Source organism: Candidatus Methylobacter oryzae (assembly GCF_003994235.2).
GTDB classification, from domain to species: Bacteria; Pseudomonadota; Gammaproteobacteria; order Methylococcales; family Methylomonadaceae; genus Methylobacter_A; species Methylobacter_A oryzae.
On the sequence record NZ_RYFG02000115.1, the window covers coordinates 57,474 to 83,138 of the forward strand.

Genomic DNA, 25,665 nt, shown 5'->3' on the forward strand with positions numbered 1-25,665 from the left:
ATATCGTCGAAAAAACTGATCAATGTCGGAACAAAAGCCGACGCGTCTGGGTGAAATGTGCTTCGACGGAAGGTAAGCAATGCTTAGCGATAGATACATTAAAGCCCAGTATTTATTAGGTGGGACATTTAACTCGATGCTGGGAAATTTGCCCGGAACATGAATTCATTAACATGGGCAACAGCATTTGTGTTCGGCGATGTTAATTATCGGCTGTTTATACCCAAAGGGCATAAGTAGGGTTTGAGCAGGCCAGCTGCTCAACTCAGCTGTATATGTGGCCGCCCCAATAAAGAGATAAAGACGGCCACAGATGCGGCTGGGTATGCAAAAGTGCGAAGCGTACTGGATGCGCTTCACTACAGAACATCCTCAGTCTTGTATTATTTAATTTTAACCAGTTCCTTGTCGCCGCTGGAAAAGTGGCATTTATCCACGGTAAAGTTAGCGCAGTCTTTGGACTCTTCAACTTTCGCGCCGTTTGGGCTCAGTTTGATTTTTAGTTCGCAGAAAACTGCCGAGCTTTCAGAATGCTTTTTCAGCAGCAATTCGTTTTCGCCGGTGCTTTTGGCTTTACCGGAAATAGACTCTGAGCATTGGCTGCTGCCTCCGTCTTTGCCGCTAGATTCAAAGTCCACATCGGCACTGACAACATAATCGTCATCGATTATTTTAGTGACTTTCAAGTGGCGAACAGTGTCGCCGTCGCGCAATACATAGTGATCTGTCGCTGCAAAAACGTTGCCGGAAACCAGCATAGCAATAGTCAGAAACAAGCTTTTTTTCATGGTGTTACCTCGTGTTTGAAATTGAAATTTGACCAACATGGTGGCAGCCTATAGTTTGTTGCTGTTCATGTCGTCGTCGGATATAACTTGGCACAACTGGCAATTATTGTACCTGATTGCTGGCCGTTACCAAAAGACGAAGCAATGAATTACCTATCTATCAGCAATGAGCCGTTCTCTTGTCGATGGCGCGCACATTAGTCAGCTTATGTGGCTATAATATTGAATTAGTTTCAGTCTTTTACAGACTGGCCGTGATTCGTGGCGCCACGCGCCTTAACTGCATATTCCCAAGCAGTACATGACTGCATGATGGTTTAACTCGACGACAGTGATGAATGCTATGGGGGTGAGGTATAAAATTTTTAATGGCTAATAATTTGATTTTCTCCCCGAAAATTCCGCAAAAACAAGATCAATCATTGATTTGGGCTGGATTAACCGGCTGCGGCGATTCGCTGGCTTTGGCTTCCGCCATTAAAAATGAAGACCGGCTGTTTGTGATCGTCACGCCGGATAACCAGACTGCTTTGCGGCTTGAGCATGAGTTATCGTTCTTTTTGCAGAACGAACATGCCATTTTGCATTTTCCCGATTGGGAAACCTTGCCTTACGATGTGTTCTCGCCGCTGCCGGAGATTATCTCGGAGCGTTTAAAAACATTGGCCTTGCTGCCGCAGGTGAAACGCGGCGCACTTGTCGTTTCGGTGACCACATTGATGCACCGCTTGGCGCCTCGCGAGCATGTCCTGGCCAACAGTTTTGCCGTGAAAGTCGGCGATGATTTTAACTTGGAATTGAATCGCCTGAAGCTGGAAAGCGTCGGTTACCACTGCGTTTCGCAAGTGTATCAACACGGCGAGTTCGCGGTCAGGGGATCTATAGTCGATTTGTTTCCGATGGGCAGCAAGGCGCCGTTCCGCATCGAATTATTCGATGAAGAAGTTGAGTCTATCCGTACTTTCGATCCCGAGACGCAACGGTCATTGGAAAAAATCGACCTTATCCGGTTATTCCCGGCGCGGGAATTTCCGCTTACCGATGAATCCATCAAGCATTTTCGCCAGTCTTTTAGGGAGGCTTTCCCGGAAACCTCGCCCAAAAACCATTTCTATCTGGATGTTAGTAAAGGCATCACCCCGGGCGGCATTGAATATTATCTGCCGTTGTTTGTGGATCAAATGGCGACTTTGTTCGATTACCTGCCGAAATCGGCCGTTCTGGTGATGTCCGATACGTTCGGCGCGACTGCGCAGGCTTTTTATGCGGAAGCCGAAGACAGGTTTCAGCAAAGAAAATATGATGCGGACAGGCCGCTGCTAAAACCGGAACTGTTATTTTTATCGACCGACGAGTTGGCGCAAAAAACCGGGGCATTTGCCCATATTAGACTTGGCGGTACGGTTGCTGAAGACGCAGAGAGTATCGTTTTTAATTGTCAAACACTGCCCAATGTAACCATTGACGCCAAACTGGAGAACCCTGCCCAGGCTTTGCAGCAGTTTGTCGGCAGTTTTGCCGGCAAGATTTTGTTTGTCGCGGAGTCCGCAGGGCGCCGGGAAGCCTTAATGGAAAGATTAAGGCAGCACAAAATTACCGTAAAGCAGGTTGAAAACTGGGATAAATTTCTCCAGTCCGAAGTATCGCCGTGCCTTCTGGTTGCGCCGATGGATCATGGTTTGCGGCTTGATAGCCCGGCTATTGCGATCATTACCGAAGCGCTGCTGTCGGGCGAAAAAGTACAGCAACGCCGTAGGCGGCGTAAGTCCGGGGCTTATGAACTCGAAAATATAATCAATAACCTGAATGAGCTGACTATCGGTTCGCCGGTCGTGCATCAGGAGCATGGCGTGGGCCGCTATTTAGGCTTGCAGACTTTGGAGATCGGCGGTATTGCATCCGAGTTTTTGACCTTGGAATACGCCAATCACGACAAGCTTTACGTGCCGGTTTCGGCCTTGCATGTGATCGGCCGTTATACCGGCATGAGTGCGGAAAATGCGCCGTTGCATAAGCTGGGCGGCGATCAATGGAGTAAAGCCAAGCAAAAAGCCATTAAGCGCATCCGCGACGTTGCGGCTGAATTGCTGGAGATCCATGCCCAAAGGGCTGTCAAACAGGGGCATGCTTTTGAAGTCCAAAATGTCGAATATGCGGCTTTCGCCGATGCGTTCCCGTTTGAAGAAACGCCGGACCAGCAGACGGCTATTGAAGCGATATTGGACGACATGGCGAGCCCTCATCCTATGGACCGGGTGATTTGCGGCGACGTCGGCTTCGGTAAAACCGAGGTGTCGATGCGCGCGGCATTCATTGCCGTGCAAAACGGCAAGCAAGTCGCGGTATTGGTGCCCACTACGTTGCTGGCGCAGCAACACTACCAGAATTTTCGCGACCGTTTTGCGGATTGGCCGGTACGCGTCGAAGTGTTGTCGCGTTTTGTCAGCGCCAAGCAGCAAAAAGAAATTACCGATGACCTGGAACAGGGTAAGGTCGATATTGTGATCGGTACGCACAAGCTGTTATCGAAAGAGATCAAATATAAAGTGCTGGGGCTGGTAATCATTGACGAAGAGCATCGTTTTGGCGTGACGCAAAAAGAGCACTTCAAGAAATTGCGCAACGAGCTCGATATACTGACCCTGACCGCAACGCCTATTCCGCGCACGTTGAATATGGCTATGTCGGGTTTAAGGGACATTTCGATTATTGCCAGTCCGCCGCCGAATCGCCATGCAATCAAGACCTTTATCAGCGAATGGATAGATGCCCAGGTCCAGGAAGCCTGTTTGCGCGAAATCAAGCGTGGCGGACAGGTGTTCTTTTTACATAACGATGTTAAGTCGATGGAAAAAATGGCCAGGGATTTGGAAGCATTGGTGCCGGAAGCGCGGATTGAAATTGCCCACGGGCAAATGCCGGAGCGCGAACTGGAGCGCATCATGCTGGATTTTTATCACCAGCGCTTTAACCTGCTGTTGTGCACTACTATTATTGAGAGCGGCATCGATATACCCAGCGCCAACACGATTATCATCAATCGCGCCGATAAATTGGGATTGGCGCAATTACATCAATTGCGCGGCCGGGTAGGGCGTTCGCATCACCGCGCTTATGCTTACTTTATCGTGCCGCCGAAATCGTTATTGAGCAAGGATGCGGTTAAGCGGCTGGAAGCGGTCGAAGCTTCCGGCGATTTAGGGGCCGGGTTTATGCTGTCGTCGCATGATATGGAAATCCGCGGCGCAGGCGAACTGTTGGGCGACGATCAAAGCGGTCAAATTCAGGAGATCGGTTTTACCTTGTATACGGAATTGCTGGAGCGTGCGGTCGGTGCATTAAAATCCGGCAAACAGCCGGAACTCGAGGCACCGATGGACAGGGGGCCTGAGGTCGACCTGCAGGCTTCTGCGTTGATCCCGGAAGATTATTTACCCGATATTCACGGTCGTCTGGTGTTATATAAACGTATCTCCAGCGCTGAAACGAGAGAGGAACTGCGTGAATTGCAGGTGGAAATGATTGATCGCTTCGGATTGCTGCCGGAACCCGTCAAAACATTGTTCAGCGTCACCGAATTGAAACAGCGGGCCGAAAAATTGGGTATCAAGAAGATAGAAGCCAATGCCGGCGGCGGGCGCATCATTTTTTCAGAAACGCCGAATATTAATACCGACCAGTTGATTTCCCTGATACAAACCCAGGCGCAGATTTATAAATTCGATGGGGCGGATAAGCTGAGGTTTATCAAATCGTTCGAAACGGCCGAGCAGAAGCTTGAGTTTATCGTTGAGCTGCTGGATAAATTAACGCCGATACCGTCATGACGATGATTAAAATTGTTTTTTACGGCTTGGCGGCAATGTTGGGACTTTTTAGTCCCCCTGTTTTGGCCGAAACCAAGGCGTATCAAATAGAGTTGATCGTGTTTCTACAGACTCAGCCTAATACCGAGGTATTCGATCAGGTCTCCAGTGAAATAGAGTGGCCTTCCGGTTTGACTGAGCTATCGGCTTATAACAAAGCGGAAAATACAACGCTTGACGACAGTTATGCGGCATTAGCCAGGGATTCGGCTTACCGGCCTATTTTGCAGGTTGCCTGGGTTCAGCCGGTAGAAGAAAAGGGGATAAATTCCCCCGTTCATATTCAAGGGGCTGATGGCAAGCTGAACGGCTATCTTCGGATACAGCATGATCAAGGTCTGCAAATGGTGGTTGACTTGGAATTTAGCTCTAAGTCGGGTGATCGCGGTAGCAAAAATCTGGTTTATCGGTTAAATGAAAAACGCTCTGTTAAGTTGAATGAAGTCTATTATCTGGATCATCCAAAGTTTGGGGTTATAGTAAAGATGAGTTCTTTATAAAGTATGCGGCTAAGCTTAGGTGTTTTTCTTGCCTGGAGTTGCTCTCAAAACTGCAAACTTAATAAGGGCGGTTAACCGGATCGTCAATGATGCGCATCAAGTACTAAAAAATAGTGCGGACTGGTTTTTTATGATATTAAGGAGCAATAAAGATCGGCCAAAGTGAAAATTCTTTTGAGTAAGGGGAACTTGCCAGCTGGCTACGCTGCTCTTCCGTGAGATACGGCACAGCGGCAACAGAGGAGTGATTGAAACATATTATAAAGTCGGGCTTGATTCAGGATATACACGACTATTGATAATAATAAACCGGTAAACAAATTGCGGACGCTTTGTTAGCCGAATAATTAACTGAGGAAGAATAATGAAGAGAAAAGATATTGTCCCAACCACCAAGGAGAGGGTGATGCGGGAAAATGATTTCATCGTTTCCAAAACCGATCTTACGGGGCGAATTATTTATGGGAACGAGATTTTTATCGAGTTCTCGGGCTATGAAGAACAAGAACTTCTCGGTAGCCAGCACAATATCATCCGTCATCCTGACATGCCTAGAGCCGTATTTAAGTTATTGTGGGACTATTTGGCAGAAGATAAGGAGATCTTTGCCTATGTTAAAAATATGTCAAAAGATGGCGGGTTTTACTGGGTATTTACCCATGTCGCGCCTTTAATAGATAAAAATAAACAAAAAGTCGGCTACACCTCCGTGCGCCGGATGCCTAATCCTAAGGCTATTCCGATTGTGGCGGATGTGTATCGCGCCATGTTGGATGCCGAGCGGAACGCGGGCTCTAAACACGCTATGGAGGCTTCGGGCGCTGTATTGGCTAATGTATTAAAAGATAAAGGCGTTACTTACGAGGAGCTGATCAATGTACTACAGTCGCTTTAAAAATAATGAAGCTATTGCCTTAGCGGCTGTTGCTATTGCATGGGGTGGTTCACTGATTTATCTGTGGATGCTTGTCCTCGGCCTGTTTGAAGTAGTAGGCGGGGTGATTATTTCTTCGCTGCTAACGGTCCTCTCCATTTTATCTGCCGTTTGGTGGAGCAAATTAAGGACGGCCGACCGGGAGTTGCTGGATAAGTTGCTCAATGCAAGTCACGAGTGGGCGCAAGGCTCCGTGGATGTCCGGCTGACTTATATCGGCGGCAAAGAGCGGCCGCTTCAGCAGCTGGCTTGGGCGCTAAATAATTTGATGGACCAAGTAGAGACTGCCCAGGTAGATATGTATTACTCCATGGCCTACGTCATTTATGGCGACTTTTCCAGAAAAAGCTATCCACAAGGGTTACATGGCGGATTTGCGTTAGCCCTGAAACAACTTAATGCTGTCGCAAGAACATTGTCTGCCACGACAAGCGCGATTACTAAGCTTATGACCGCGATGGCTAACGGCGATTTCAATGAAAAAGTCGATGTTAATGTCGAAGGCGAATACAGGGTGGCTGTGGATAATGCGATGAGCGCGATGATGACAATGCAAACCATGCTGGGAGACGTAGGTAAGGTTATGGGCAGCGTTGCTCAGGGTGACATCAGTCAGCGAGTTCAGGCGGAAGGAAAAGGGGATTTGGGACGATTGAAAGAGGATATTAATTTTTCGCTCGATGCTTTGAGCAGTCTTGATGATATATCGCTGATTGCGAGTGCATTGTCCGCAGGCGACCTGACTCAAACTATCACAAAGAGCTATCCGGGGACTTTTGGCGCGGTAATCGCCAGTATGAACGGCACGGTGGAAAACCTTAAGGGACTGGTGGGAGATATCAAGGATTCGACTATCAGCATTAATACTGCCGCGAAGGAAATTGCCGCCGGCAATAACGATTTATCGCATCGCACTGAAGAGCAGGCAGCCAGCCTGGAAGAAACTGCTGCCAGCATGGAAGAACTGACTGCCACCGTTCAGAATAATGCTAAAAACGCCCAGCATGCCAACCAACTTGCTGTAGGGGCTACAGATATTGCAGGCAAGGGCGTTACGGTAGTTGATCAGGTTGTGGCGACCATGGAAGGAATCAATGAGTCTTCCCGGAAAATTGTCGATATTATTTCCGTGATCGATAGCATTGCTTTTCAGACCAATATTCTTGCTTTGAACGCGGCGGTGGAGGCGGCTCGCGCCGGCGAGCAGGGCCGCGGCTTCGCCGTCGTGGCTGGAGAAGTGCGCAATCTTGCTCAACGCGCGGCTGCTGCGGCAGGAGAGATCAAAAACCTGATTGGCGACTCAGTAGAAAAAGTTGAAGACGGTACTAAATTGGTTGCCCAAGCCGGGAAAACCATGGAGGAAATTGTTAGCGCCATTCGCGGTGTCACAATCATCATGTCGGAGATCAGAAGCGCTTCTGTTGAGCAGACTTCCGGTATCGAGCAGGTTAATCAGGCTATTGGACAAATGGATGAAGTGACTCAACAAAATGCCGCGTTGGTGGAACAGGCTGCTGCAGCAGCCGAGTCGTTGGAAGAGCAGGCGGAAAACTTGTCGGCTACCGTTGGACGCTTTACTGTTGATAATGGTTTAGCGAGCTTGCAGGTTTCTAAGCCTGCAATTCCAAAGGTAAATAAAAGCCCTGCGCCCGTTAAAGCAAAGCCGCAATTACAGGTGGCTATTAGCGATGAGTGGGAAGAGTTTTAAATTGGGTGGTAATTCAGTTTGAGAATCAGGCTCGAGCAATTACAAAGCGGATATACACACTGCGTTGTTCGGGCCATTTCTATTGAACTTAGCGAAGAGCCTCGTATCGGCGGCGTCCGTCCTTGTTCCTGCCTACGGTTTCTGTTTAAATAGTCTTCAGGTTATAATAATCAATAACTAAGCCTTGGCCGATTGTCCAGGGCTTTTTTCATTATTACAAGGTGGCTTAGCCACCGCCGTTCCGTTTTAATGAACTTAAGACGCGGACTTTAAGCTCGGGGGTGTGGCCTCAGTGATTTTTGGATGATTTACTATTAAAAATATGACACAAAAACTTTATATTCAAACCAACGGTTGCCAAATGAACGAGTACGATTCCGATAAAATGCGGGATGTGCTCAATGCTTCACATGGATTTGAATTAATTGACGACCCCAAGCAAGCCGATGTTTTGCTGCTGAATACTTGTTCGATACGTGAAAAAGCGCAGGAAAAGGTATTTTCGGCGTTGGGTAAGTGGCGCAAGATTAAAGACAAGCGTCCCGATGTGATTATCGGTGTTGGCGGCTGCGTCGCCAGCCAGGAAGGTGCCGCTATCCAAAAGCGGGCTCCGTTTGTGGATATTGTATTTGGACCGCAAACCCTGCATCGCTTACCGCAGCTGCTGGATCAGGCGCGAAGTCATCAAAAAACTGTTGTCGATGTTTCCTTTCCTGAAATTGAAAAATTCGATGCATTGCCGGAACCCAGGGCGGAAGGTCCGAAGGCTTTTGTTTCTGTGATGGAAGGATGCAGCAAATATTGTACGTTCTGCGTAGTGCCTTATACCCGCGGCGAAGAAATCAGCCGCCCGTTGGATGACGTAATCGCTGAAGTTACTACATTAGCCAAGCAAGGTGTCCGGGAAATCAATCTGTTAGGCCAGAATGTTAATGCCTACCGTGGTGTCATGGATGACGGCGATATCGCCGATTTTGCGTTATTGCTGCATTATGTGGCTGCGGTGGAAGGCATTGATCGTATTCGTTTCACCACATCGCATCCGATGGAATTTACCGATGAACTGATCGAGGCTTTTGCCGAAATTCCGCAGTTGGTTGATCATCTGCATTTGCCGGTACAAAGCGGCAGCGATCATATCTTGAAAATGATGAAGCGCGGACATGCGCGCGCCGACTATATTGAGATTATCCGCAAGTTACGCGCAGTGCGGCCTAATATTTACTTGTCATCCGATTTTATTATCGGCTTCCCCGGTGAAACCGATGCCGAGTTTGAAGAAACGATGTCTTTCATTGAAGAAGTCGGCTTCGATCTATCTTTCAGTTTTGTTTATAGTCCGCGTCCTGGAACGCCGGCGGCTGATTTGCCGGACGATGTGCCGGCGGAAGTTAAAAAACAGCGCTTGGAACGTTTTCAAAACCGTATCAATGAAATGACGGCTGCTATCTCGCAGAGTATGATCGGTACCGTGCAAACTGTGCTGGTTGAAGGGCAGTCTAAAAAGAATCCGTTGCAAATGCAGGGCAGAACGGAGAATAATCGGGTCGTTAATTTTATCGGGCATCCCCGTTTGGCCGGACAGTTTGTCGATGTGCTGATTGCGGAGGCATTGCCTAATTCTCTACGAGGCCGGATAGTTGATACTTCCGTTGAAAAAATTGTTGCTAAGAATTGATTTATGATTTCACAGGAAATTTCTCTGTCGCCTGCCGATAATGGCCGGTTATCTAATTTTTGCGGTCAGTTTGACGCTCACTTGCGGCAGATTGAGTCGCGTCTTCAGGTCGAGATCGCTAATCGCGGCAATCAGTTTAGGGTAACGGGCTTAGACAGCTCTGTAAAGGCCGCCTGTGCCGTGATGGAAAAATTATTTGCCAGTACCGAAAAAGAACAGTTGACTTCCGAGCTCGTGCATTTAGCCATGCAGGATTCATCCATCGAAGAGTTATTGGACGCTCCGGCAGCAACATCGTCCCAGCAAAACGTAACGATCAAGACCAAGTGCGGAATGATCAGGGGGCGAGGGATTAACCAGCAGGAATATCTGAGGAAAATTGTGACTCACGATATTAATTTTGGCGTCGGACCTGCTGGAACCGGCAAAACTTATCTGGCCGTTGCTTGTGCGATTGAATCGCTGCAAAGCGAAAAGGTCAGAAAGATTATTCTGGTGCGTCCGGCGGTAGAGGCCGGTGAAAAACTGGGTTTTTTACCGGGCGATATGGCGCAAAAAGTCGATCCTTATTTACGGCCTTTATATGATGCGCTGTACGACATGCTCGGTTTTGAACGAGTTGAAAAAATGATCGATAAAGGCATTATAGAAGTGGCGCCGTTGGCTTTTATGCGCGGCAGAACGCTGAACGATGCTTTTATTATCCTGGATGAGGCGCAGAACACCACTATCGAACAAATAAAAATGTTCCTTACTCGCGTGGGTTTCGGGTCGACGGCTGTGGTTACCGGCGATGTGACCCAGATCGATTTACCGTCGGAAAAAATGTCCGGTTTGCGGCATGTGCTTGAAGTATTAAAGAATGTGGAAGGCATCAGCTTTACTTTTTTCAATGCGCGCGACGTAGTTAGACACCCGCTAGTGCAGCGTATTGTTTGTGCGTATGAAGCTTATGAAAAGACTCACAAGGGTGAGTCGTGAATCAAATAGAAGTCCAGGTTGTTTTTGAATCCGTAGAGCAGCCGGAGCGGCAACAAATCCAGCTCTGGGTTGATACGGCGCTGGAGGATTATGAACGGGACGCCGAGATTGTGGTGCGTATTGTTGACGAACAAGAAAGCGCCGAACTCAATGAGCAATACCGCCATAAGTCAGGGCCAACCAATATCCTGAGTTTTCCTGCCGATTTGCCTGAAGGTATTGAGCTGGATTTGCTGGGCGATTTGGTCATATGCGCGCCGGTAGTGGAAAAAGAAGCGCGGGAACAAGGTAAGATATTATCGCATCATTGGGCGCATATTATTGTGCATGGCGTATTGCATTTGCTGGGTTATGATCATATCGACGACGATGAGGCCGAGCTTATGGAAAATAAAGAAATAGCAATTTTGCATAAATTACATATAAATAATCCTTATATAGAGGTAAACGATAAATGAGTGACGAACAACCCCCAAGTAGAAACTCCCCGCAGAAAAGCTGGGTCGATAAGATCAGCCATTTACTGACCGGGGAGCCGCAAGACCTTGAAGATCTACTTGAAATATTAAGAGAAGCCCGGGAAAAACGTTTATTGGATACGGATGCATTATCCATGATTGAAGGCGTTCTACAGGTGTCTCAGATGCGGGTCAGGGATATTATGATCCCCCGTATTCAAATGGTTGTTGTACCCAAAGATGCCGAGCTGGAGACTATTATGCCGCTGGTTACCGAATTTGGGCATTCGCGCTATCCGGTTATCGATGGCGATCGGAGTAAAGTGGTTGGCGTGTTGTTAGCTAAAGACTTGCTGGCCCGCATTCTGGAAAACAAGACTTTGAAAGTTCATCAAATAATGCGGCCTTCATGTGTAGTGCCGGAAAGTAAGCGCTTAAACGTATTGTTGAAAGAATTGCGCACCAACGGAAACCATATGGCCATTGTTGTCGATGAGTACGGCCAGTCGGCAGGCCTGGTCACCATTGAAGACGTGTTAGAGCAAATTGTCGGGGAGATTGAAGACGAACATGACGATCATGAAGACGAAGGTTATATTTTTCAGCGCAGTTCGAATGAATACATGATTAAAGCGTTGACGCCTATAGAAGAGTTTGATGAATATTTTTCAACGCATCTGGCAACCGATGAATACGACACCATCGGCGGTTTTGTTGTGAGTCAGCTTGAGCATATGCCCAAAAAAGGCGAGAGTCTTGTCGTCGATACAATGAAGTTTGAAGTTATTCGGGCAGATAGCCGACGCGTACATTTGCTAAAACTAAAAATAATTGAGCACTGACTTACCGTGGCGTAGGACTGCGATAGCCCTGCTTGCGTTACCTGAAAATTGGTTGATCTGTAGCAAAGCAAGCAGGGAATTCAACTTAATCGTATTTGATGTATTTAAATCTCGGATCATCCGGCGTTCCTTCCAATGCGCCGCCCTCTTTACCGGGTTGCCACATGATCACTTCTTCGATTTTATGCGCTAATTCGAAATCTTTGTTGGTAATGCCTTTTGCCGCGTGGTTCATTAACTTAACGATCACAAAGGCATAAGAAACGGTGAGGTCCGGATGATGGAATGCGGCTTCAGCCAAGTGTCCTACCGTATTAACTACCATTAATGTCGCTTTCCAACCGCTGGTTTTATATTTACGTCGAATCCAGCCGTTTTCGTAATACCAGTGCGGTAATTCCTCCTTTAATCGCTGTTCGATATCGGCATCGGAATAAGTGTCTTCATGTGTACGTTCTCTCCAGCCCATAATGACTCACCTCATGCTTGTTTGCTTATGAGAAACCCGGATAACCTAATCTTAGAGCTAGTTCTCCGGCTCCTGATGTGTGGCTTCGCAGCCTTGTTGATAAAAAGTAAATGACGGTGCGAACGGGACAATATCAATCGTTAAAGTTGTTTGTTGTTGGAATGATTTAACCGCACCGGCCACGCTATTGCGGAAGTTGGTAGACAATTGTTTGGTCAGTTTTTCTTGTGCTTGATCTGCGCCCAACGCAAAAGGATCTTCTGCAAGATTGGTTGCATTGATCGCATCTTGTAGCGCTTCTAGCGAAAATGCTTGGATTTTATTTTCAAAGTCGCCGAAAATTTTCGTTCCTTTCTCGCTTTTGATTCTCTCTACGTCGGCTGGATAAGCATAAACGAGAAATGCACCTTTGGCGCCTTGAAAATTGTTTTTACAGGCTCCGCCATCCATGATCCTGACCAAGCTTAATGTTTTGTCGTCTTTAGTCCAGGTTAGCGGTGGATTCTGGCCGGACTGTTGCGATGAGTTCTCGGATATTGGCGGGCGTTTATCAGGAGCCGGCATAGCGCTTACGTCGTTTTTAATTTCTTGGGTAGTAGAACATGCGGTCAATACAATACAGGCGATAGCGATTAGAATGTGTATGCTTGCTTTCATAAATTACAGTGTTTTGTTAAGTACGATTATTCTGTCTGTAAACATTGTAATCTTTAAAAAGTCATTAGGTAAAAAATATGATTACGAGCCGGTAAACCGTAAGATATAAAAAACGAAGACACTGATTACGTATAGCTCTTCTAAGCGTTTGATCGTTTTTTAAAATAAATATCCGAGCCTATATCCATTACGAAAATTTTATTACGGTAGAATTAAAATTTCGCTTTACAAGCTTGTCATAAATAATTAAAAAGTGAATTTTTAAAGCTAGATTGATTACGACTATGAAAGTTTCTAAATCCGTACCAGATAAATCAGCGCCTGAAGTTGGTGTCGACAAAAACAAAGATGAAGTTGATCTTGATGTTGAAGGCTTCGATTTGAGCAATGAATATATAACACTTCCTAATGAAAGTGAGCGAGCGGCAAAGAAAATGGCGGCGCGCAGGAAGATTGAGTTGTACTGGGAGAAAAAACGCCTACAGGAACAGCTTGGTGAGTTTTATGATGAGGATCTCGATTTTTAATTGAGTAGTAACAGCCTGAGGAGTCAGGTTGCGTTTATTTATTGTAAGGAAATAATAGAGTTTTTTGTTAAGTAACAGATTTTGCAGTCGAAAGTCGGCTGGATGATCATGTTCAGCCGATTATTCAATCCGGTTTGCACGTTTTTCGGTTAATATTATCGCCCGTTGGTGAGTTTTCTTTTTGCAATCCGGATACCATGACTATTTTTACCCCTGTTACAGCAGTCCATTACTTAAATAAAGCGTGTTTGTTAATTTTTCTTATTGTTTGTTTCGGCACAGCATCCGCCAAAGAACACTCCTTTCTTGTTCTCAATTATCACGACATACTTACCGCAGAAGACGCTCAACGTTCACTTGATAAGATGGATGTCGGTGTCGAGCATCTTGAACAGCATCTGGACTGGTTGAAAAAAAAAGGTTTCAAGATTGTCAGCGTACAGAATGTCCTTGATGCGGCCGCGGGCAAAGACTCATTGCCCGATAAGGCCGCGCTGTTGACCTTTGACGACGGTTATCTGAGTTTTTACACGCGAGTTTTTCCGCTGTTAAAAAAATATCATTATCCTGCCACGGTGGCGCTGGTGGGTACCTGGATGGACGGTAATGTCACTGCTGACGAACCGGGCAAGCCCTTGCTGAACTGGGCACAGGTAAGAGAAATGGTGCAGTCCGGTTTAGTCGAAGTGGCCTCGCACAGTTACGATTTGCATAAAGGTATTAATGCGAATCCGCAAGCCAATTCCCAGGCTGCCGCGGTTACGCGTTTATATGACGATCCGATGCTGGTTTATGAAACCGATGAACAGTATCGTGAACGTATCCATGCCGCTTTACGAAAAAGCGCCGAATTCATCTTTCAACATGCCGGAATCAGGCCCCGAGTGATGGTTTGGCCGTATGGAGAATATAACCAAATCACCATTCAGGCATCGCGTGAGGCTGGAATGCCGATGACGATGGGATTGTTGGACGGTACTAATACAATAGCGGATGTCAGCGCTTTACGCCGCTTGATTATGGTCGATAATCCCGACGTTGATCAATTTGCAAAAATTGTTACCGGGCTACGCGTCGATCAGTCTTTACGAGTAGCGCATCTGGATATGGATTATCTTTACGATAAGGATTCCGAGCAAAGCGAGCATAATCTGGATGCCGTGATTCAGCGCATCAAAGACATGCACATCAATACCGTTTATTTGCAGGCCTATGCCGACCCAGACGGCGACGGTAATGCCGATGCGTTATATTTTCCGAATCGGCACTTGCCGGTAAAACAGGATTTGTTCAGCCGGGTTGCCTGGCAATTAAAAACGAAAGCAAGAGTTAGGGTGTATGCCTGGATGCCTATCATGGCTTATCGTGGCAAAGCGCCGGAGTCCTGGTATGTCCAGGAATGGCGCGACGGCAAGACGCAAAAAGCCAGTCATGTTTATACCCGTCTTTCACCGTTTAATCCCGAAGCGCGTCAATATGTGGCTGAAATTTATGAAGACTTAGCCAAGCATTGCAGCTTTGACGGCATCCTGTTTCATGATGACGGAATTTTGTCGGATTATGAGGACGTATCGCCGCTAGCGTTGGCTTATGCGAAAGAGGTATGGGGCTTGCCCGATCAATTTGAGCAATTGCACGCAACCAGTGAAATGCGCATGGCTTGGGCACAACATAAAACCGAGCTGATCAATCAATTTACCGACGAGTTGGCAAGCCGGGTACGCATTTATCGGCCTGGCATAAAGACCGCGCGCAACATTTATGCGTTGCCTTTGTTGCAGCCCTACAGCGAGGAATGGTATGCGCAGTCTTTTAAATCTTTCTTGGCGCATTACGATTATGTCGCTATTGAAGCCATGCCGTTTATGGAAGAGGCTGAAAATCCCGATCAGTGGCTTACGGAACTGGTAAAAACGGCGGCCAAACAGCCTGAAGGGCTCAAAAAGACCGTGTTCGAGTTGCAATCGGTCAACTGGAAAAACCAGCAGAAAGTTCCAATGCCGGTATTTAACGGGCAATTGGAATTACTGAAAAAGCTTGGCGTCAATCATATCGGTTACTATCCCGATAATGTTTTTGAGGATCAGCCGCGCTTGGCGGATTTACAACAACATTTTTCACTTCCTACACAGCCTTAACCATGTCTTTTGTTTTAATTAACCTGAATAAGTCGGGCAATGCCGTTTGCCCTGAAAAATCATGAATACTTCATTGCAGAGCCTGACTGTTATATTGCAGAGCCAATGGCATGATTTTGTTTCTGTATGGGAGCCGCTGGATGATTACATTCAAGGGTTTATTTATTATTATCCTTTGTTTATGGCCTATATTTGGATGTTTGGCGCGATTATTTTTTATTTTCGCTACGAATGGCATCAGCAAGGCAATGCCGAACATCTGCCCGAATTAACGGAATATCCGCCTGTTTCTATTTTGATTCCTTGTTACAACGAAGAGGATAATGTTCGCGAAACGGTGGAAATTCTATTACACCAGAAGTATCCGGATTTTGAGATTATTGCCGTTAACGACGGTAGTAAAGATAACACCCTGGAGATACTGCAGGAGTTAGCCGGACAGCACGACCAGCTTCGCGTGGTCAATTTGCATACCAATCAGGGCAAGGCAATGGGCTTGCGTACCGCTGCGTTACTGGCCAACAGCGAAATCCTGATTTGCATAGACGGCGATGCGTTGCTGGCGCCCGAAGCTATTGCCTGGATGGTAAGGCATTTTCAGGATAATCCGAATGTCGGCGCCGTTACCGGCAATCCGCGCATTCGCAACCGTTCCACGTTATTAGGGCGGATTCAGGTCGGCGAATTTTCGGCTATCGTCGGCATGATCAAGCGGGCGCAACGGTCTTATGGACAGGTATTTACCGTCTCAGGCGTTATCGCGGCTTTTCGTAAATCCGCATTGCACGATGTCGGTTATTGGAGTAACGACATGGTCACCGAAGATATCGACATCAGTTGGAAACTGCAACTGGCCGGCTGGTCGATCTATTTTGAACCGAACGCATTGTGCTGGGTGCTGATGCCGGAAACGCTGAATGGTTTATGGAAGCAGCGCTCGCGTTGGGCTCAGGGCGGAACCGAAGTGTTGTTGCGTTATTTTCGCGGCCTATTCCGCTGGTCGTCCCGGGGCATGTGGCTGTTGTACGGCGAATGCCTGATCAGCATTTGTTGGGCATTTTTGATACTGTTGCACGTGCTTTACGTTCCGGTGGAATTGTTTAGCGAATCGACCAATGAGTCGCTGCACGATCTTAGCCCGAATTGGACCAGCATGCTGCTGAGCCTGACTTGTCTTATACAATTCGGAGTCAGCCTGTTCATCGATTCGCATTACGAATCCCGTACCGGAGGCGTATCGAGATACTATTACTGGATGGTGTGGTATCCGATCGTGTACTGGCTTATCAACGTCGGTACTACCATTATCGGCTCGGTCAGGGCGATAAAAAAGAAACGCGGGCAACGCGCCATCTGGGTAACCGTGGACAGAGGCTTGCGCGAAAAATGAAAGAATACATTATTAATACACCGCAGCTACAAAGCTTGCAAAAACGGGTTGGGGCCGTATTGGCTTGGGCTGTTTGCTGGACCATGTGGATTTATTTGTTGGTTCCGTTGGCCACTTTAATTAGCTGGGTGCTCGGCGATAGAAAGATGATCAACGAAATGCGCTGGTTTGGCGGCTATAAAAGCTTGCTGGAACTGATGCAGATTTACGTTGTAACCTTACTGGTGATGGTTGCACTTTGGTTGTGCTGGATTATCTACCGCGCTTTACGGAGCAGGGTGCTAATTCCATCGGCTAATAATATTGTTAACGATGCGGAATTGTGCGCGTTTTATCAGGTAAAAAACGATGAATTGCAACAGTGCCGGAAGGTGGCGTTGATTACCGTTTATTTTGACGATCACGGGCATATTGTTCATCTTGATCCGCATATAGACCGATAGATGTTGCTCGTCTACGTGTGAAACTTGCTAGCATGAGCGGCTTTAAGTACTCGTACCAATTATGTTGCCGTTGAAACTACCGTACATTTTAAATTAAAAAATGATAATTTGGGCAGGGGAACGTAGTCCGCTAAATTACTAGCGATAGTTTCTTCATTTAGTGCTTATCCGATAGCTGTACATTCTTTATAATCCGGTAGCAAATACATGTTTACCGGATAACAAGAGGTCCTAATATGTCGAAAGAAGCTTTCCCCTTGTCTAGGGTTTATGGCCTGCTTGAGCCGGGGCCGGTTGTGCTGCTTACTACCGCCAGAGAAGGACGAGCCAATATTATGACTTTGTCGTGGCACACGATGTTGGAGTTTGAGCCGCCGCTGGTTGGCTGCGTGATCAGCAGCGGGAACTTCAGTTTTGATAATTTGAAAGCAACCAAGAAATGTGTAATCAATATCCCAACGGTGGAATTGGCGCAGAAGGTAGTCGATTGCGGGAATTGTTCCGGCCGAACGGTCGACAAGTTCAATGCGTTCGGACTCACGCCAGTGGCAGCCTCGCATGTCGATGCGCCGCTTATCGATGAATGTTACGCGAATCTTGAATGCAAGGTTGTCGACGAGGATATGGTCGAAAAATATAATCTCTTTGTTTTAAAAGTTGTTAATGCCTGGATTGACCCAAACAAGAAAAATCCACAGACGATTCATCATCTTGGCGAAGGTGCGTTCATGGTTGCCGGCGAAAGAATCCAGCTGCCTTCCAAGATGAAATAATTACTCCAGCCATTCGATAATGTAGTCTTCCAGGTCGTCGATGTCGTCGACTTCGGATTCTCTTAGCGCATAACTGCTGATTGAAACATCGGCTTTCCGGACGCTAGCGGAGCTTTTCGACAGCAGCGGATGCCAGGGCGGAAGTTGTTCGCCATTGTTCACTAGCCGGTAAGCACAGGTTGCCGGCAGCCAGTCGTATTCGTTAAAGTCGTATTGTTTTAAATCCAGGCATTCCGGGACTAATCGCGTGCGTTCGGCATAACGGGTGCAGCGGCAAGTTTCCAAGTCGATCAGCTTGCAGGCGACACTGGTAAAGTAAATGTCGCCGGTGTCTTCGTCTTCGAGTTTATGCAGGCAGCATTTGCCGCAGTTATCGCATAATGACTCCCATTCTTCGGTGGACATTTCGGAGAGTTTTTTAGCTTCCCAAAAATTCATACAAGGGCCTCATTAACAGATTGCGGTTGAGGGCCGAGCAATTCCCATACTGGTTTGATATTCTCGGGTAATGGTGCAAGCCGGCCTAATTCCACCCATTGATTAGCCGGACTGTGAAAGTCGGAGCCGACCGAGCCGGCCAGTTCAAAGCGCGTTGCATAACCGGCAACCGTTCGTATTTCATCGCTATTATAGCGGCCTGTGACCACTTCTATTCCTTGTCCGCCTGCTTCCTTGAATGCGGCTAACAGCCGTTTCATCCAGCTGGCGGTCAGCTTGTAACGCAAAGGATGGGCCAATACCGCAATTCCGCCGGATTGCGTGATCCAGTTTACTGCTTGCGCCATATCGGACCAGGTCGTGGACACATAAGCGGCTTTGCCCGCGCCCAAATAGCGGTCGAAAGCTTCCTGCTGAGTCGATACATGAAATTGCGAAAGCAGGAAGTCGGCGAAATGTGTGCGGGTGATCATGCCTTCGCCGGCGGCTTTTTTAACCGCTTCCAGCGCGCCCGGAATACGTTTTTTCTCCAGCTTCTCGGCAATTTTTTCGGCGCGTTCAATACGCATGTTTTGCAGGCTGCGGATAGCGTCGGTCAATGGAGGGTAATCGGGATCAATGCCCAGGCCGACAACGTGCAAGCATTTGTTTTGCCAACTGGTTGATAACTCTATCGCGGGAATTAATTTGATGCCTGTTGCGCTTGCCGCAATCTGTGCTTCGCCGAGCCCGGCAACCGTATCGTGATCGGTTAAAGCCAGCGAGGTAACGCCATGCTCGTGGGCGCGCCGCACTAATTCCGTCGGCGATAACGCGCCGTCGGAGGCGGTGGAGTGGCAGTGTAAATCGTAGCGTTCAGTCATAGATATTTTAGGTCAAAGGCTAAAGGCGCAAGGCAAAAGAGCTCTCCGCCTTTTGCCTTGCGCCTTTCATCTGCGTTATTGGTACTCGCCATAGAGTTTTGCATACAGACCATTCTGGTTGAGTAAGGTCTCATGTTGTCCATGTTCGCAGATTTTACCTTGTTCAAACACGTAAACATGATCGGCTTGTTTCACTGCACTCAGACGATGGGCAATGATGATCGTGGTACGGCCGTTTAAAAACTCAGCCAGCGCCTGATGCAGATTGCGCTCCGTTTCGCTGTCCAATGCCGAGGTCGCTTCATCCAGAATGACTACTTTAGGATCGGCAACGATCATTCTGGCAATGGCCATACGTTGCCGCTGCCCGCCGGAGAGCCTCATGCCTTGCCGGCCGACGATAGTGTCCAGTCCTTGCTCCAGTTCCTGAACAGTATCTTTTAATTGGGCGATGGCAAGCGCATTCCATAACGCTGTATCGCTAGCCGTTTTACCTAATGTCAGGTTGGCGCGGATGGTGTCGTTGAACAGGACAGGGTGTTGCAGTACGGTGACAACATTTTCCCTGACCACTTCAAGGCCGATGCGATCAATAGGTACTTCGTCAAAGTAAATCCGGCCGCTATCGGGTGGATACAGGCCGATTAAGGTTTGTATCAATGTCGATTTGCCGCCGCCGCTGGCGCCGACCAACGCAACTTTCTCTCCGGCCGGGATTCTTAAATGGATGCCGTCGAGCACTTTGTCATGCTGGTCTGCCTTGTTCTGCACCCTGCGGGTAAATGTCACTTCGCTTCCGGCGAATTGGTCATCGCCATAGCTGAAATGCAAGTCTTCTACGCGCAAAGAAACGGTTTTTTTATTTAAAAACGGATTTTCAAGGTGAGGATAATGCGGCTCCTGTTTCAGTGCGTTAAGGCGATTGATCCGAACTAACGCGGCTTTGGCGGCATAGAAAGCATATTGGATGCTCAGTATTTCCTGGACCGGCGCCATCATGAACCAGAGATAGCCGAATACTGCCAGCATTTGTCCGATGCTGAGGTCCGAATAAAACACCATCAGCATCGCGCAGGCCCGGAATATGTCAAAGCCGAACAGGAACACCAGAAAACTTAAGCGTGTCGCGGCATCGCTTTTCCAGGCGAACGCGGTGGAAAAATCTTTAACAGAGCGGGCGGACTCAATTAATTGATGGCAATAATGTTTCTCGCGATTGCTGGCGCGTATTTGATGGATTGCTTCCAGGGTTTCAGTCAATGACTGCTGGAAAACTTCAAAAGCGGAGTTTTCCTTGGACTTTAGATCTTTAACGCGGGAACCGATAACGCGGGTGAAGTAAATGACCACGGGATTCAGTAACAGGATAAACAGCCCCAGTTGCCAGTGCATCCATAACAATATGACGGCGGTGCCGATAACGGTCAGTACGGCTACCAGCAGTTTGCTGACGGTAGAGCCGATAAAAGTATCGAGCGTGTCGAGGTCTTTGACCAGATGGGTGACCACGGTGCCGGTGCCGAGACTTTCGTATTCGGACATCGAAATAGTTTGCAAATGCCCGATCAGGTTGGCGCGGATGCGAAATACAATATCCTTGGCAATGCACGAAAACTGCCGGGTCTGGATAATGTTGAAAATAATCGCGATGATGCGCAGGATAAGGCTGATCAGTAAAATAACGCTGATATAAAGAATGGGGAGTTGCCAAGCGACGGGAAAAAACAGGTTGACGGTCTGGATAATAATGCCGGGTTTATGCAGCAGCACTTCATCAACCAGTAACGGCATCAGCAACGGCACCGGAACGTTGGCAATAGTAGCTAGAATGGCGATAAAATGAGAAGCAATAAGCTCTTTTTTATGCTCTAGCGCAATTTTGTAGATAGTGTTCCAGTTGTACGCCGGGGGAATCTGTTTCGATTGCACGGAATTGGATAGGGAGGTTTTGAAGCGCTTGATTATAACATTTTTAAAACTGAGTTGAGCAGCCTGTCTGCTCAAACGAAACTTATGCTCTTTGGGTATAAAAATATATTTATTGTGAGTGAAATATGAAATGTTTGGCGTGGATTGTGCTGTTATGTCCGCTTCTTTTTTCCGATGCCGTATCCGGCAATACGCTCGACCAACAAAGAAACGATTTTTTGCAGGCGGAAAAACTGCTTGCTCAAGGCAATGTTGATGCGTTCATGCGCGCCAGTGCCGCTTTGCTGAATTATCCTCTGTATCCCTATCTGCAATACCAGTGGCTGAAGGATAATTTGCATCAAGCCGATCAAATTCAATCTTTTCTGGCCGTCTATAAAGACACTCGTTATGCCGGATTATTGAGGTCCAAATGGCTGGATTATTTGGCTAAGAATGAACAATGGCCAGATTTCATCCGCAATTATATCGCCAGGGATGGTGTGTATGCCGCAAGCCAGTCGGGAACTGGCGCGGCAATCGCCAGGGATGGTGTGTATGCCGCAGGCCAGTCGGGAACTGGCGCGGCGACCGCCAGGGATGGTGTGTATGCCGCGAGCCAGCAGGGAACTGTTGTGGCGATTGCCAACGATAGTGGACCTGCTTCAGTCTCGGCGGGAACAAGTCCGGCAATTGTCAATGACGTTGTGCCTGCCCCAGTAAGCCTGCCGGCAATCGTCGTGTCAAAAGTAACCGAAAATACCGCTCTTGAATGCGAATATAACCTGGCCCGCTATAAAACCGGCAACGAACAGCAGGCACTGAGCGAAGCTGAACGTTTATGGCTGACTGGAGACTCGTTACCGCAAGAATGCGATCCGTTATTGTCTGTGTTGATGATGTCTCCCCGTTTTACGCCGGAACTGATATGGCAACGGTTTGAGCTGGCCCTGCGCAAAGATAACGTTTCCGTGGCTGAATATGTTCGCCGGTCTATGAGCAGAACCGATCAGGATGCTGCCGACGTTTGGCTAAGGATTCACCAAAAGCCTGAACTAATCGAAAATAATGTTTTATCGCCAGGGATGGTGTGTATGCCGCAAGCCTGCCCCGAGCAGGCAGGGCGTTTGACTCCACAAATGGGGAAGCTCTTTGCCCATGGCATAGAGCGGCTGGCAAAGTCCGATTTAAATCTGGCTATTCGAATTTGGGATGATAGAAAAGTTACCTTCCAGATAGATGAGCAAACTGCCCGGCATTTGGAGCGTAATCTCGCGATAAGTCTGGCTCGTAGCCGAAATCCGGGCGCCTATTTTCGATTGAGTCAACTGCCTGCCGATGCTGAAGTTAATGAGTGGAAAATGCGCGCGGCTTTGCTTGAACAAAACTGGCAGCATGTCGGCGAGGCGTTGGCGGGTTTGACGGTCCAGGAACGATTGGATCCTAAATGGCAATACTGGCAAGCCAGGTTGTTGGATAAAACCGGGAACTCCATACAGGCGAAAGATGCTTATCTTAAGCTCGCTGAAGACCGCAGTTTTTACGGTTTTCTAGCTGCCGATTACGTTAACAAGCCTTATCAATTTGCTAATAAGCCGATTTTTTTGACCGCAAGCGAGCTAAGCAATCTGGCCGATGAAACCGATTTTAAAATGGTTAGTGAGTTTAAGGCGTTGAACAGGGATATGGAGGCCGAGCGGCAATGGTGGTATGCGGTAAAAAAGCTAAGCAAAGAGCGCATGATGATCGCCGCCAAATTAGCCCAGCAATGGCATTGGGACCAGGTGGCCATTGCTACATTGGTTAAAGCCGACTATTGGGATGACTTGGCTTTGCGTTTTCCCGTTTATTATGCGAATGAAGTTCATACTAATGCTTCTCTACATAATCTCGATCCGGCTATTGTCTTTGGTTTGATCCGGCAGGAAAGCATTTTTAATAAAAATGCCGAATCGGCTGTTGGCGCGCGGGGCTTAATGCAGGTTATGCCTAAAACCGGCATGCAAATAGCCCGCGACTTGAAGGAGAAATGGCGATCGGACAGCGTTCTGTTTAATCCCGGAGTGAATGTCAGGTATGGTGCTTTCTATTACAAGCAGCTGCTAAAACAATTCCATGGTCATTTCGCCTTGGCAATTGCCGCGTATAACGCGGGGGCCGGGCGAGTGTCTAAATGGCTGCCAAGTGTCGAGCCTGTACCCGCGGATATTTGGATAGAAACGATACCTTTTAAGGAAACCAGGAAATATGTAACGTCGGTGCTTTCGTACAGCATTATCTATCAGCAGCTTATGCAAAGAAATGCGTTGAAGATAAAAGAATTGATGCTCGACGTGTTGCCAGGCTAAAAATAGAGCTGATTTTTTTCGAGGTCTGTTAGATAATGAGCAGTTTAGAATAATAATAATTACGTTAAGGTATCAGAAGAGTATGGGTAAACAGCACAGTTTTACGCGCGAAGAATTGTTGAAGTCCGGCAGGGGAGAACTGTACGGGCCGAAAAATGCGCAATTGCCTCTACCAAATATGTTAATGATGGATCGTATTACCCTTATTACCGATGAGGGCGGTGCATACGGAAAAGGCGAGATCATTGCTGAGCTGGATATAACGCCCGATTTATGGTTTTTCGATTGCCATTTTCAAGGCGATCCAGTGATGCCAGGTTGTTTGGGCTTGGATGCAATGTGGCAATTGGTCGGCTTCTTTTTATGCTGGATGGGCGGTCCCGGTAAAGGACGGGCTTTAGGCGTGGGTGAAGTTAAATTTACCGGACAAGTATTGCCTACCGCTAAAAAAGTGATTTATCGGGTTAATTTAAAAAGATTAATAATGCGGAAGTTGGTTATGGGTATTGCTGATGCCACCATGGAAGTCGATGGCAAAGTGATTTATGAGGCTACCGATCTACGGGTTGGTTTGTTTACTTCCACAGAAGATTTTTAGAGGCATTAACCATGAAAAGAGTCGTAGTTACCGGTCTGGGCATTGTTTCCAGTATTGGGAATAACAGAACGGAGGTTGTCGATTCCTTAAGAGAAGGCCGTTCAGGAATTGCTTTTGCCGACGTTTATCAGGAAATGGGCTTCCGCAGCCATGTTCATGGCCCTATCAACATCGATTTGGATGCATTCATCGATCGTAAAATAAAACGCTTTATGGGCGACGGCGCTGCATTTAATTATATTGCGATGCAGCAAGCGATCGACGATTCCGGTTTGGATGAGTCGGATGTGTCGAATTTCAGAACCGGTTTGGTGATGGGGTCCGGCGGTCCTTCAACGTCCAACATTGTCGACGCGGCTGATATTTTGCGCGAAAAAGGCATTAAAAAAGTAGGCCCTTATATGGTGCCTAGAAGCATGTCCAGCACCAATACCGCTTGTTTGGCAACGCCTTATAAAATCAGAGGCGTCAATTATACGATTAGTTCTGCATGCGCAACTAGCGCTCACTGTATCGGCCATGCAATGGAATTGATTCAGATGGGTAAGCAGGATGTCGTGTTTGCAGGCGGAGGCGAAGAAGTTCATTGGACCATGTCGATGTTATTTGACGCGATGGGCGCGTTGTCTTCCAAATATAACGACACGCCGACAACAGCCTCAAGACCTTACGACGAAACCCGCGACGGTTTTGTGATCTCCGGCGGCGGCGGTGTTCTGGTCATTGAAGAATTGGAACATGCCAAAGCGCGCGGCGCGAAAATCTATGCGGAACTGACCGGTTATGGCGCAACTTCCGACGGTTACGACATGGTTCAACCGTCGGGCGAAGGCGCGGTGCGGTGCATGCAGCAGGCAATGGCGACTATCGGCGGCAGTAAGGTCGATTATATCAACGCTCACGGCACTAGCACGCCGGTCGGCGATACCAAGGAACTCGAAGCCTTGCGTACCGTGTTCGGCCAAGACGACGTACCGTTGGTCAGTTCGACAAAATCTCTGACAGGCCACGCGTTAGGTGCGGCGGGTGTTAACGAAGCGATTTATTCGCTGTTAATGATGGAAGAAAACTTCCTCAGCGCTTCAGCCAACATCACCCAGCTTGATCCGGGCGCGGCAGGTATTCCGATAGTGTGTGAGCGTAAAGACAACATCACGTTAAATACGGTCATGTCGAACAGCTTCGGCTTTGGCGGCACCAACGCGACACTGATTTTTCAGCGATACAACGGTTAATCGTTCCGCATTTTATAGAACACGGATGACACAGATAAGACGGATTTAAACGGATTTATCTTTTTTATCCGTGTTAATCAGTTAAAGCCATGTCATTCGTGTGCTGATTTTTAGTTTCCTTTT

At 47.6% G+C, this 25,665-nt stretch carries 22 protein-coding genes; 16 read left to right on the forward strand and 6 right to left on the reverse strand.

Translation table 11 applies throughout. The features are described from left to right. Positions 1 to 383 precede the first annotated feature (383 nt). Positions 384 to 788, reverse strand: coding sequence for a hypothetical protein (locus tag EKO24_RS17960; RefSeq protein WP_127027608.1), 405 nt, complete (start codon positions 786 to 788; stop codon positions 384 to 386). A gap of 368 nt (positions 789 to 1,156) precedes the next feature. Here EKO24_RS17960 and mfd point away from each other — a divergent pair, with 368 nt between their 5' ends. The 8 genes from mfd (at position 1,157) to EKO24_RS18000 (ending at position 11,755) form a co-directional block, all read left to right on the forward strand. After that, the gene (mfd, locus tag EKO24_RS17965) at positions 1,157 to 4,615 is read left to right on the forward strand and encodes a transcription-repair coupling factor (RefSeq protein ID WP_127027609.1); all 3,459 of its coding nucleotides are present in this window, start codon (positions 1,157 to 1,159) and stop codon (positions 4,613 to 4,615) included. 2 nt (positions 4,616 to 4,617) lie between these two features. Further along, positions 4,618 to 5,154, forward strand: coding sequence for a CsiV family protein (locus EKO24_RS17970; RefSeq protein ID WP_241674638.1), 537 nt, complete (start codon positions 4,618 to 4,620; stop codon positions 5,152 to 5,154). A gap of 364 nt (positions 5,155 to 5,518) precedes the next feature. Next, on the forward strand, positions 5,519 to 6,049 hold the full coding sequence (locus EKO24_RS17975) for a PAS domain-containing protein (protein ID WP_127027611.1): 531 nt from the start codon (positions 5,519 to 5,521) through the stop codon (positions 6,047 to 6,049). Further along, positions 6,030 to 7,796 carry a methyl-accepting chemotaxis protein gene (locus EKO24_RS23505; RefSeq protein ID WP_127027612.1) on the forward strand — a complete coding sequence of 589 codons (1,767 nt, stop codon included), beginning with the start codon at positions 6,030 to 6,032 and terminating at the stop codon, positions 7,794 to 7,796. The genes EKO24_RS17975 and EKO24_RS23505 overlap by 20 nt, the downstream gene beginning before the upstream one ends. Positions 7,797 to 8,118: 322 nt before the next feature. Next, a complete protein-coding gene (miaB, locus tag EKO24_RS17985) occupies positions 8,119 to 9,474 on the forward strand; it encodes a tRNA (N6-isopentenyl adenosine(37)-C2)-methylthiotransferase MiaB (RefSeq protein ID WP_143733253.1) in 1,356 nt (451 codons plus the stop codon). 3 nt (positions 9,475 to 9,477) lie between these two features. Next, a complete protein-coding gene (locus EKO24_RS17990; RefSeq protein ID WP_127027614.1) occupies positions 9,478 to 10,455 on the forward strand; it encodes a PhoH family protein in 978 nt (325 codons plus the stop codon). Continuing rightward, entirely contained in the window at positions 10,452 to 10,913 is a 462-nt protein-coding gene (gene ybeY, locus EKO24_RS17995; RefSeq protein WP_127027615.1) for an rRNA maturation RNase YbeY, read from the forward strand. Before EKO24_RS17990 ends, ybeY begins: the two co-directional genes overlap by 4 nt. Then, positions 10,910 to 11,755 (forward strand): HlyC/CorC family transporter, encoded by an 846-nt coding sequence (locus EKO24_RS18000; protein WP_127027616.1) that lies wholly within the window; start codon positions 10,910 to 10,912, stop codon positions 11,753 to 11,755. The genes ybeY and EKO24_RS18000 overlap by 4 nt, the downstream gene beginning before the upstream one ends. 85 nt (positions 11,756 to 11,840) lie before the next feature. Here EKO24_RS18000 and EKO24_RS18005 read toward each other — a convergent pair whose 3' ends face one another. Both EKO24_RS18005 and EKO24_RS18010 read right to left on the reverse strand, forming a co-directional pair. Beyond that, positions 11,841 to 12,224 carry a 4a-hydroxytetrahydrobiopterin dehydratase gene (locus EKO24_RS18005; RefSeq protein WP_127027617.1) on the reverse strand — a complete coding sequence of 128 codons (384 nt, stop codon included), beginning with the start codon at positions 12,222 to 12,224 and terminating at the stop codon, positions 11,841 to 11,843. A gap of 57 nt (positions 12,225 to 12,281) precedes the next feature. Continuing rightward, on the reverse strand, positions 12,282 to 12,881 hold the full coding sequence (locus EKO24_RS18010) for a hypothetical protein (protein ID WP_127027618.1): 600 nt from the start codon (positions 12,879 to 12,881) through the stop codon (positions 12,282 to 12,284). 284 nt (positions 12,882 to 13,165) lie between these two features. Between EKO24_RS18010 and EKO24_RS18015 the strand changes: the two genes are divergently transcribed. From EKO24_RS18015 to EKO24_RS18035, 5 genes are all read left to right on the forward strand, one after another. After that, complete coding sequence (locus tag EKO24_RS18015) at positions 13,166 to 13,408, forward strand: PA3496 family putative envelope integrity protein (protein WP_127027619.1); 243 nt, start codon at positions 13,166 to 13,168, stop codon at positions 13,406 to 13,408. Positions 13,409 to 13,605: 197 nt separating this feature from the next. Then, on the forward strand, positions 13,606 to 15,546 hold the full coding sequence (gene pgaB, locus EKO24_RS18020; protein ID WP_127027620.1) for a poly-beta-1,6-N-acetyl-D-glucosamine N-deacetylase PgaB: 1,941 nt from the start codon (positions 13,606 to 13,608) through the stop codon (positions 15,544 to 15,546). Positions 15,547 to 15,607: 61 nt separating this feature from the next. After that, entirely contained in the window at positions 15,608 to 16,936 is a 1,329-nt protein-coding gene (gene pgaC, locus EKO24_RS18025) for a poly-beta-1,6-N-acetyl-D-glucosamine synthase (protein WP_127027621.1), read from the forward strand. Beyond that, positions 16,933 to 17,379 (forward strand): poly-beta-1,6-N-acetyl-D-glucosamine biosynthesis protein PgaD, encoded by a 447-nt coding sequence (gene pgaD, locus EKO24_RS18030; protein WP_127027622.1) that lies wholly within the window; start codon positions 16,933 to 16,935, stop codon positions 17,377 to 17,379. Before pgaC ends, pgaD begins: the two co-directional genes overlap by 4 nt. A gap of 236 nt (positions 17,380 to 17,615) precedes the next feature. Continuing rightward, positions 17,616 to 18,152 (forward strand): flavin reductase family protein, encoded by a 537-nt coding sequence (locus EKO24_RS18035; protein WP_127027623.1) that lies wholly within the window; start codon positions 17,616 to 17,618, stop codon positions 18,150 to 18,152. Here EKO24_RS18035 and EKO24_RS18040 read toward each other — a convergent pair whose 3' ends face one another. The 3 genes from EKO24_RS18040 to EKO24_RS18050 all read right to left on the reverse strand — a co-directional run bounded on the left by EKO24_RS18040 (position 18,153) and on the right by EKO24_RS18050 (position 21,382). Next, the gene (locus EKO24_RS18040) at positions 18,153 to 18,590 is read right to left on the reverse strand and encodes a YcgN family cysteine cluster protein (protein ID WP_127027624.1); all 438 of its coding nucleotides are present in this window, start codon (positions 18,588 to 18,590) and stop codon (positions 18,153 to 18,155) included. Further along, positions 18,587 to 19,453 carry a PHP domain-containing protein gene (locus EKO24_RS18045; protein ID WP_127027625.1) on the reverse strand — a complete coding sequence of 289 codons (867 nt, stop codon included), beginning with the start codon at positions 19,451 to 19,453 and terminating at the stop codon, positions 18,587 to 18,589. Before EKO24_RS18045 ends, EKO24_RS18040 begins: the two co-directional genes overlap by 4 nt. A gap of 75 nt (positions 19,454 to 19,528) precedes the next feature. After that, positions 19,529 to 21,382: an ABC transporter ATP-binding protein gene (locus tag EKO24_RS18050; RefSeq protein WP_127027626.1), complete on the reverse strand. Its 1,854-nt coding sequence runs from the start codon at positions 21,380 to 21,382 to the stop codon at positions 19,529 to 19,531. A 125-nt stretch (positions 21,383 to 21,507) separates the two neighbouring features. Between EKO24_RS18050 and EKO24_RS18060 the strand changes: the two genes are divergently transcribed. The 3 genes from EKO24_RS18060 (at position 21,508) to fabB (ending at position 25,542) form a co-directional block, all read left to right on the forward strand. Next, positions 21,508 to 23,709: a lytic transglycosylase domain-containing protein gene (locus EKO24_RS18060; RefSeq protein ID WP_241674639.1), complete on the forward strand. Its 2,202-nt coding sequence runs from the start codon at positions 21,508 to 21,510 to the stop codon at positions 23,707 to 23,709. An 82-nt stretch (positions 23,710 to 23,791) separates the two neighbouring features. Continuing rightward, positions 23,792 to 24,307 (forward strand): 3-hydroxyacyl-[acyl-carrier-protein] dehydratase FabA, encoded by a 516-nt coding sequence (gene fabA / locus EKO24_RS18065; protein ID WP_127027627.1) that lies wholly within the window; start codon positions 23,792 to 23,794, stop codon positions 24,305 to 24,307. Between the two features lie 11 nt (positions 24,308 to 24,318). Next, a complete protein-coding gene (gene fabB, locus EKO24_RS18070; protein WP_127027628.1) occupies positions 24,319 to 25,542 on the forward strand; it encodes a beta-ketoacyl-ACP synthase I in 1,224 nt (407 codons plus the stop codon). Positions 25,543 to 25,665 lie beyond the last annotated feature (123 nt).

Bases quoted from the DNA above. Each gene is read 5' to 3' on its own strand.
- EKO24_RS18015 (WP_127027619.1), top strand. From the start codon at position 13,166: ATGAAAGTTTCTAAATCCGTACCAGATAAATCAGCGCCTGAAGTTGGT.
- fabA (WP_127027627.1), top strand. From the start codon at position 23,792: ATGGGTAAACAGCACAGTTTTACGCGCGAAGAATTGTTGAAGTCCGGC.
- EKO24_RS23505 (WP_127027612.1), top strand. From the start codon at position 6,030: ATGTACTACAGTCGCTTTAAAAATAATGAAGCTATTGCCTTAGCGGCT.
- EKO24_RS17975 (WP_127027611.1), top strand. From the start codon at position 5,519: ATGAAGAGAAAAGATATTGTCCCAACCACCAAGGAGAGGGTGATGCGG.
- mfd (WP_127027609.1), top strand. From the start codon at position 1,157: ATGGCTAATAATTTGATTTTCTCCCCGAAAATTCCGCAAAAACAAGAT.
- miaB (WP_143733253.1), top strand. From the start codon at position 8,119: ATGACACAAAAACTTTATATTCAAACCAACGGTTGCCAAATGAACGAG.
- EKO24_RS18040 (WP_127027624.1), bottom strand. From the start codon at position 18,590: ATGAATTTTTGGGAAGCTAAAAAACTCTCCGAAATGTCCACCGAAGAA.
- EKO24_RS17960 (WP_127027608.1), bottom strand. From the start codon at position 788: ATGAAAAAAAGCTTGTTTCTGACTATTGCTATGCTGGTTTCCGGCAAC.
- EKO24_RS17970 (WP_241674638.1), top strand. From the start codon at position 4,618: ATGATTAAAATTGTTTTTTACGGCTTGGCGGCAATGTTGGGACTTTTT.
- pgaC (WP_127027621.1), top strand. From the start codon at position 15,608: ATGAATACTTCATTGCAGAGCCTGACTGTTATATTGCAGAGCCAATGG.
- EKO24_RS18010 (WP_127027618.1), bottom strand. From the start codon at position 12,881: ATGAAAGCAAGCATACACATTCTAATCGCTATCGCCTGTATTGTATTG.
- EKO24_RS17990 (WP_127027614.1), top strand. From the start codon at position 9,478: ATGATTTCACAGGAAATTTCTCTGTCGCCTGCCGATAATGGCCGGTTA.
- EKO24_RS18060 (WP_241674639.1), top strand. From the start codon at position 21,508: ATGAAATGTTTGGCGTGGATTGTGCTGTTATGTCCGCTTCTTTTTTCC.
- EKO24_RS18005 (WP_127027617.1), bottom strand. From the start codon at position 12,224: ATGGGCTGGAGAGAACGTACACATGAAGACACTTATTCCGATGCCGAT.
- fabB (WP_127027628.1), top strand. From the start codon at position 24,319: ATGAAAAGAGTCGTAGTTACCGGTCTGGGCATTGTTTCCAGTATTGGG.
- EKO24_RS18000 (WP_127027616.1), top strand. From the start codon at position 10,910: ATGAGTGACGAACAACCCCCAAGTAGAAACTCCCCGCAGAAAAGCTGG.
- pgaD (WP_127027622.1), top strand. From the start codon at position 16,933: ATGAAAGAATACATTATTAATACACCGCAGCTACAAAGCTTGCAAAAA.
- EKO24_RS18045 (WP_127027625.1), bottom strand. From the start codon at position 19,453: ATGACTGAACGCTACGATTTACACTGCCACTCCACCGCCTCCGACGGC.
- EKO24_RS18035 (WP_127027623.1), top strand. From the start codon at position 17,616: ATGTCGAAAGAAGCTTTCCCCTTGTCTAGGGTTTATGGCCTGCTTGAG.
- pgaB (WP_127027620.1), top strand. From the start codon at position 13,606: ATGACTATTTTTACCCCTGTTACAGCAGTCCATTACTTAAATAAAGCG.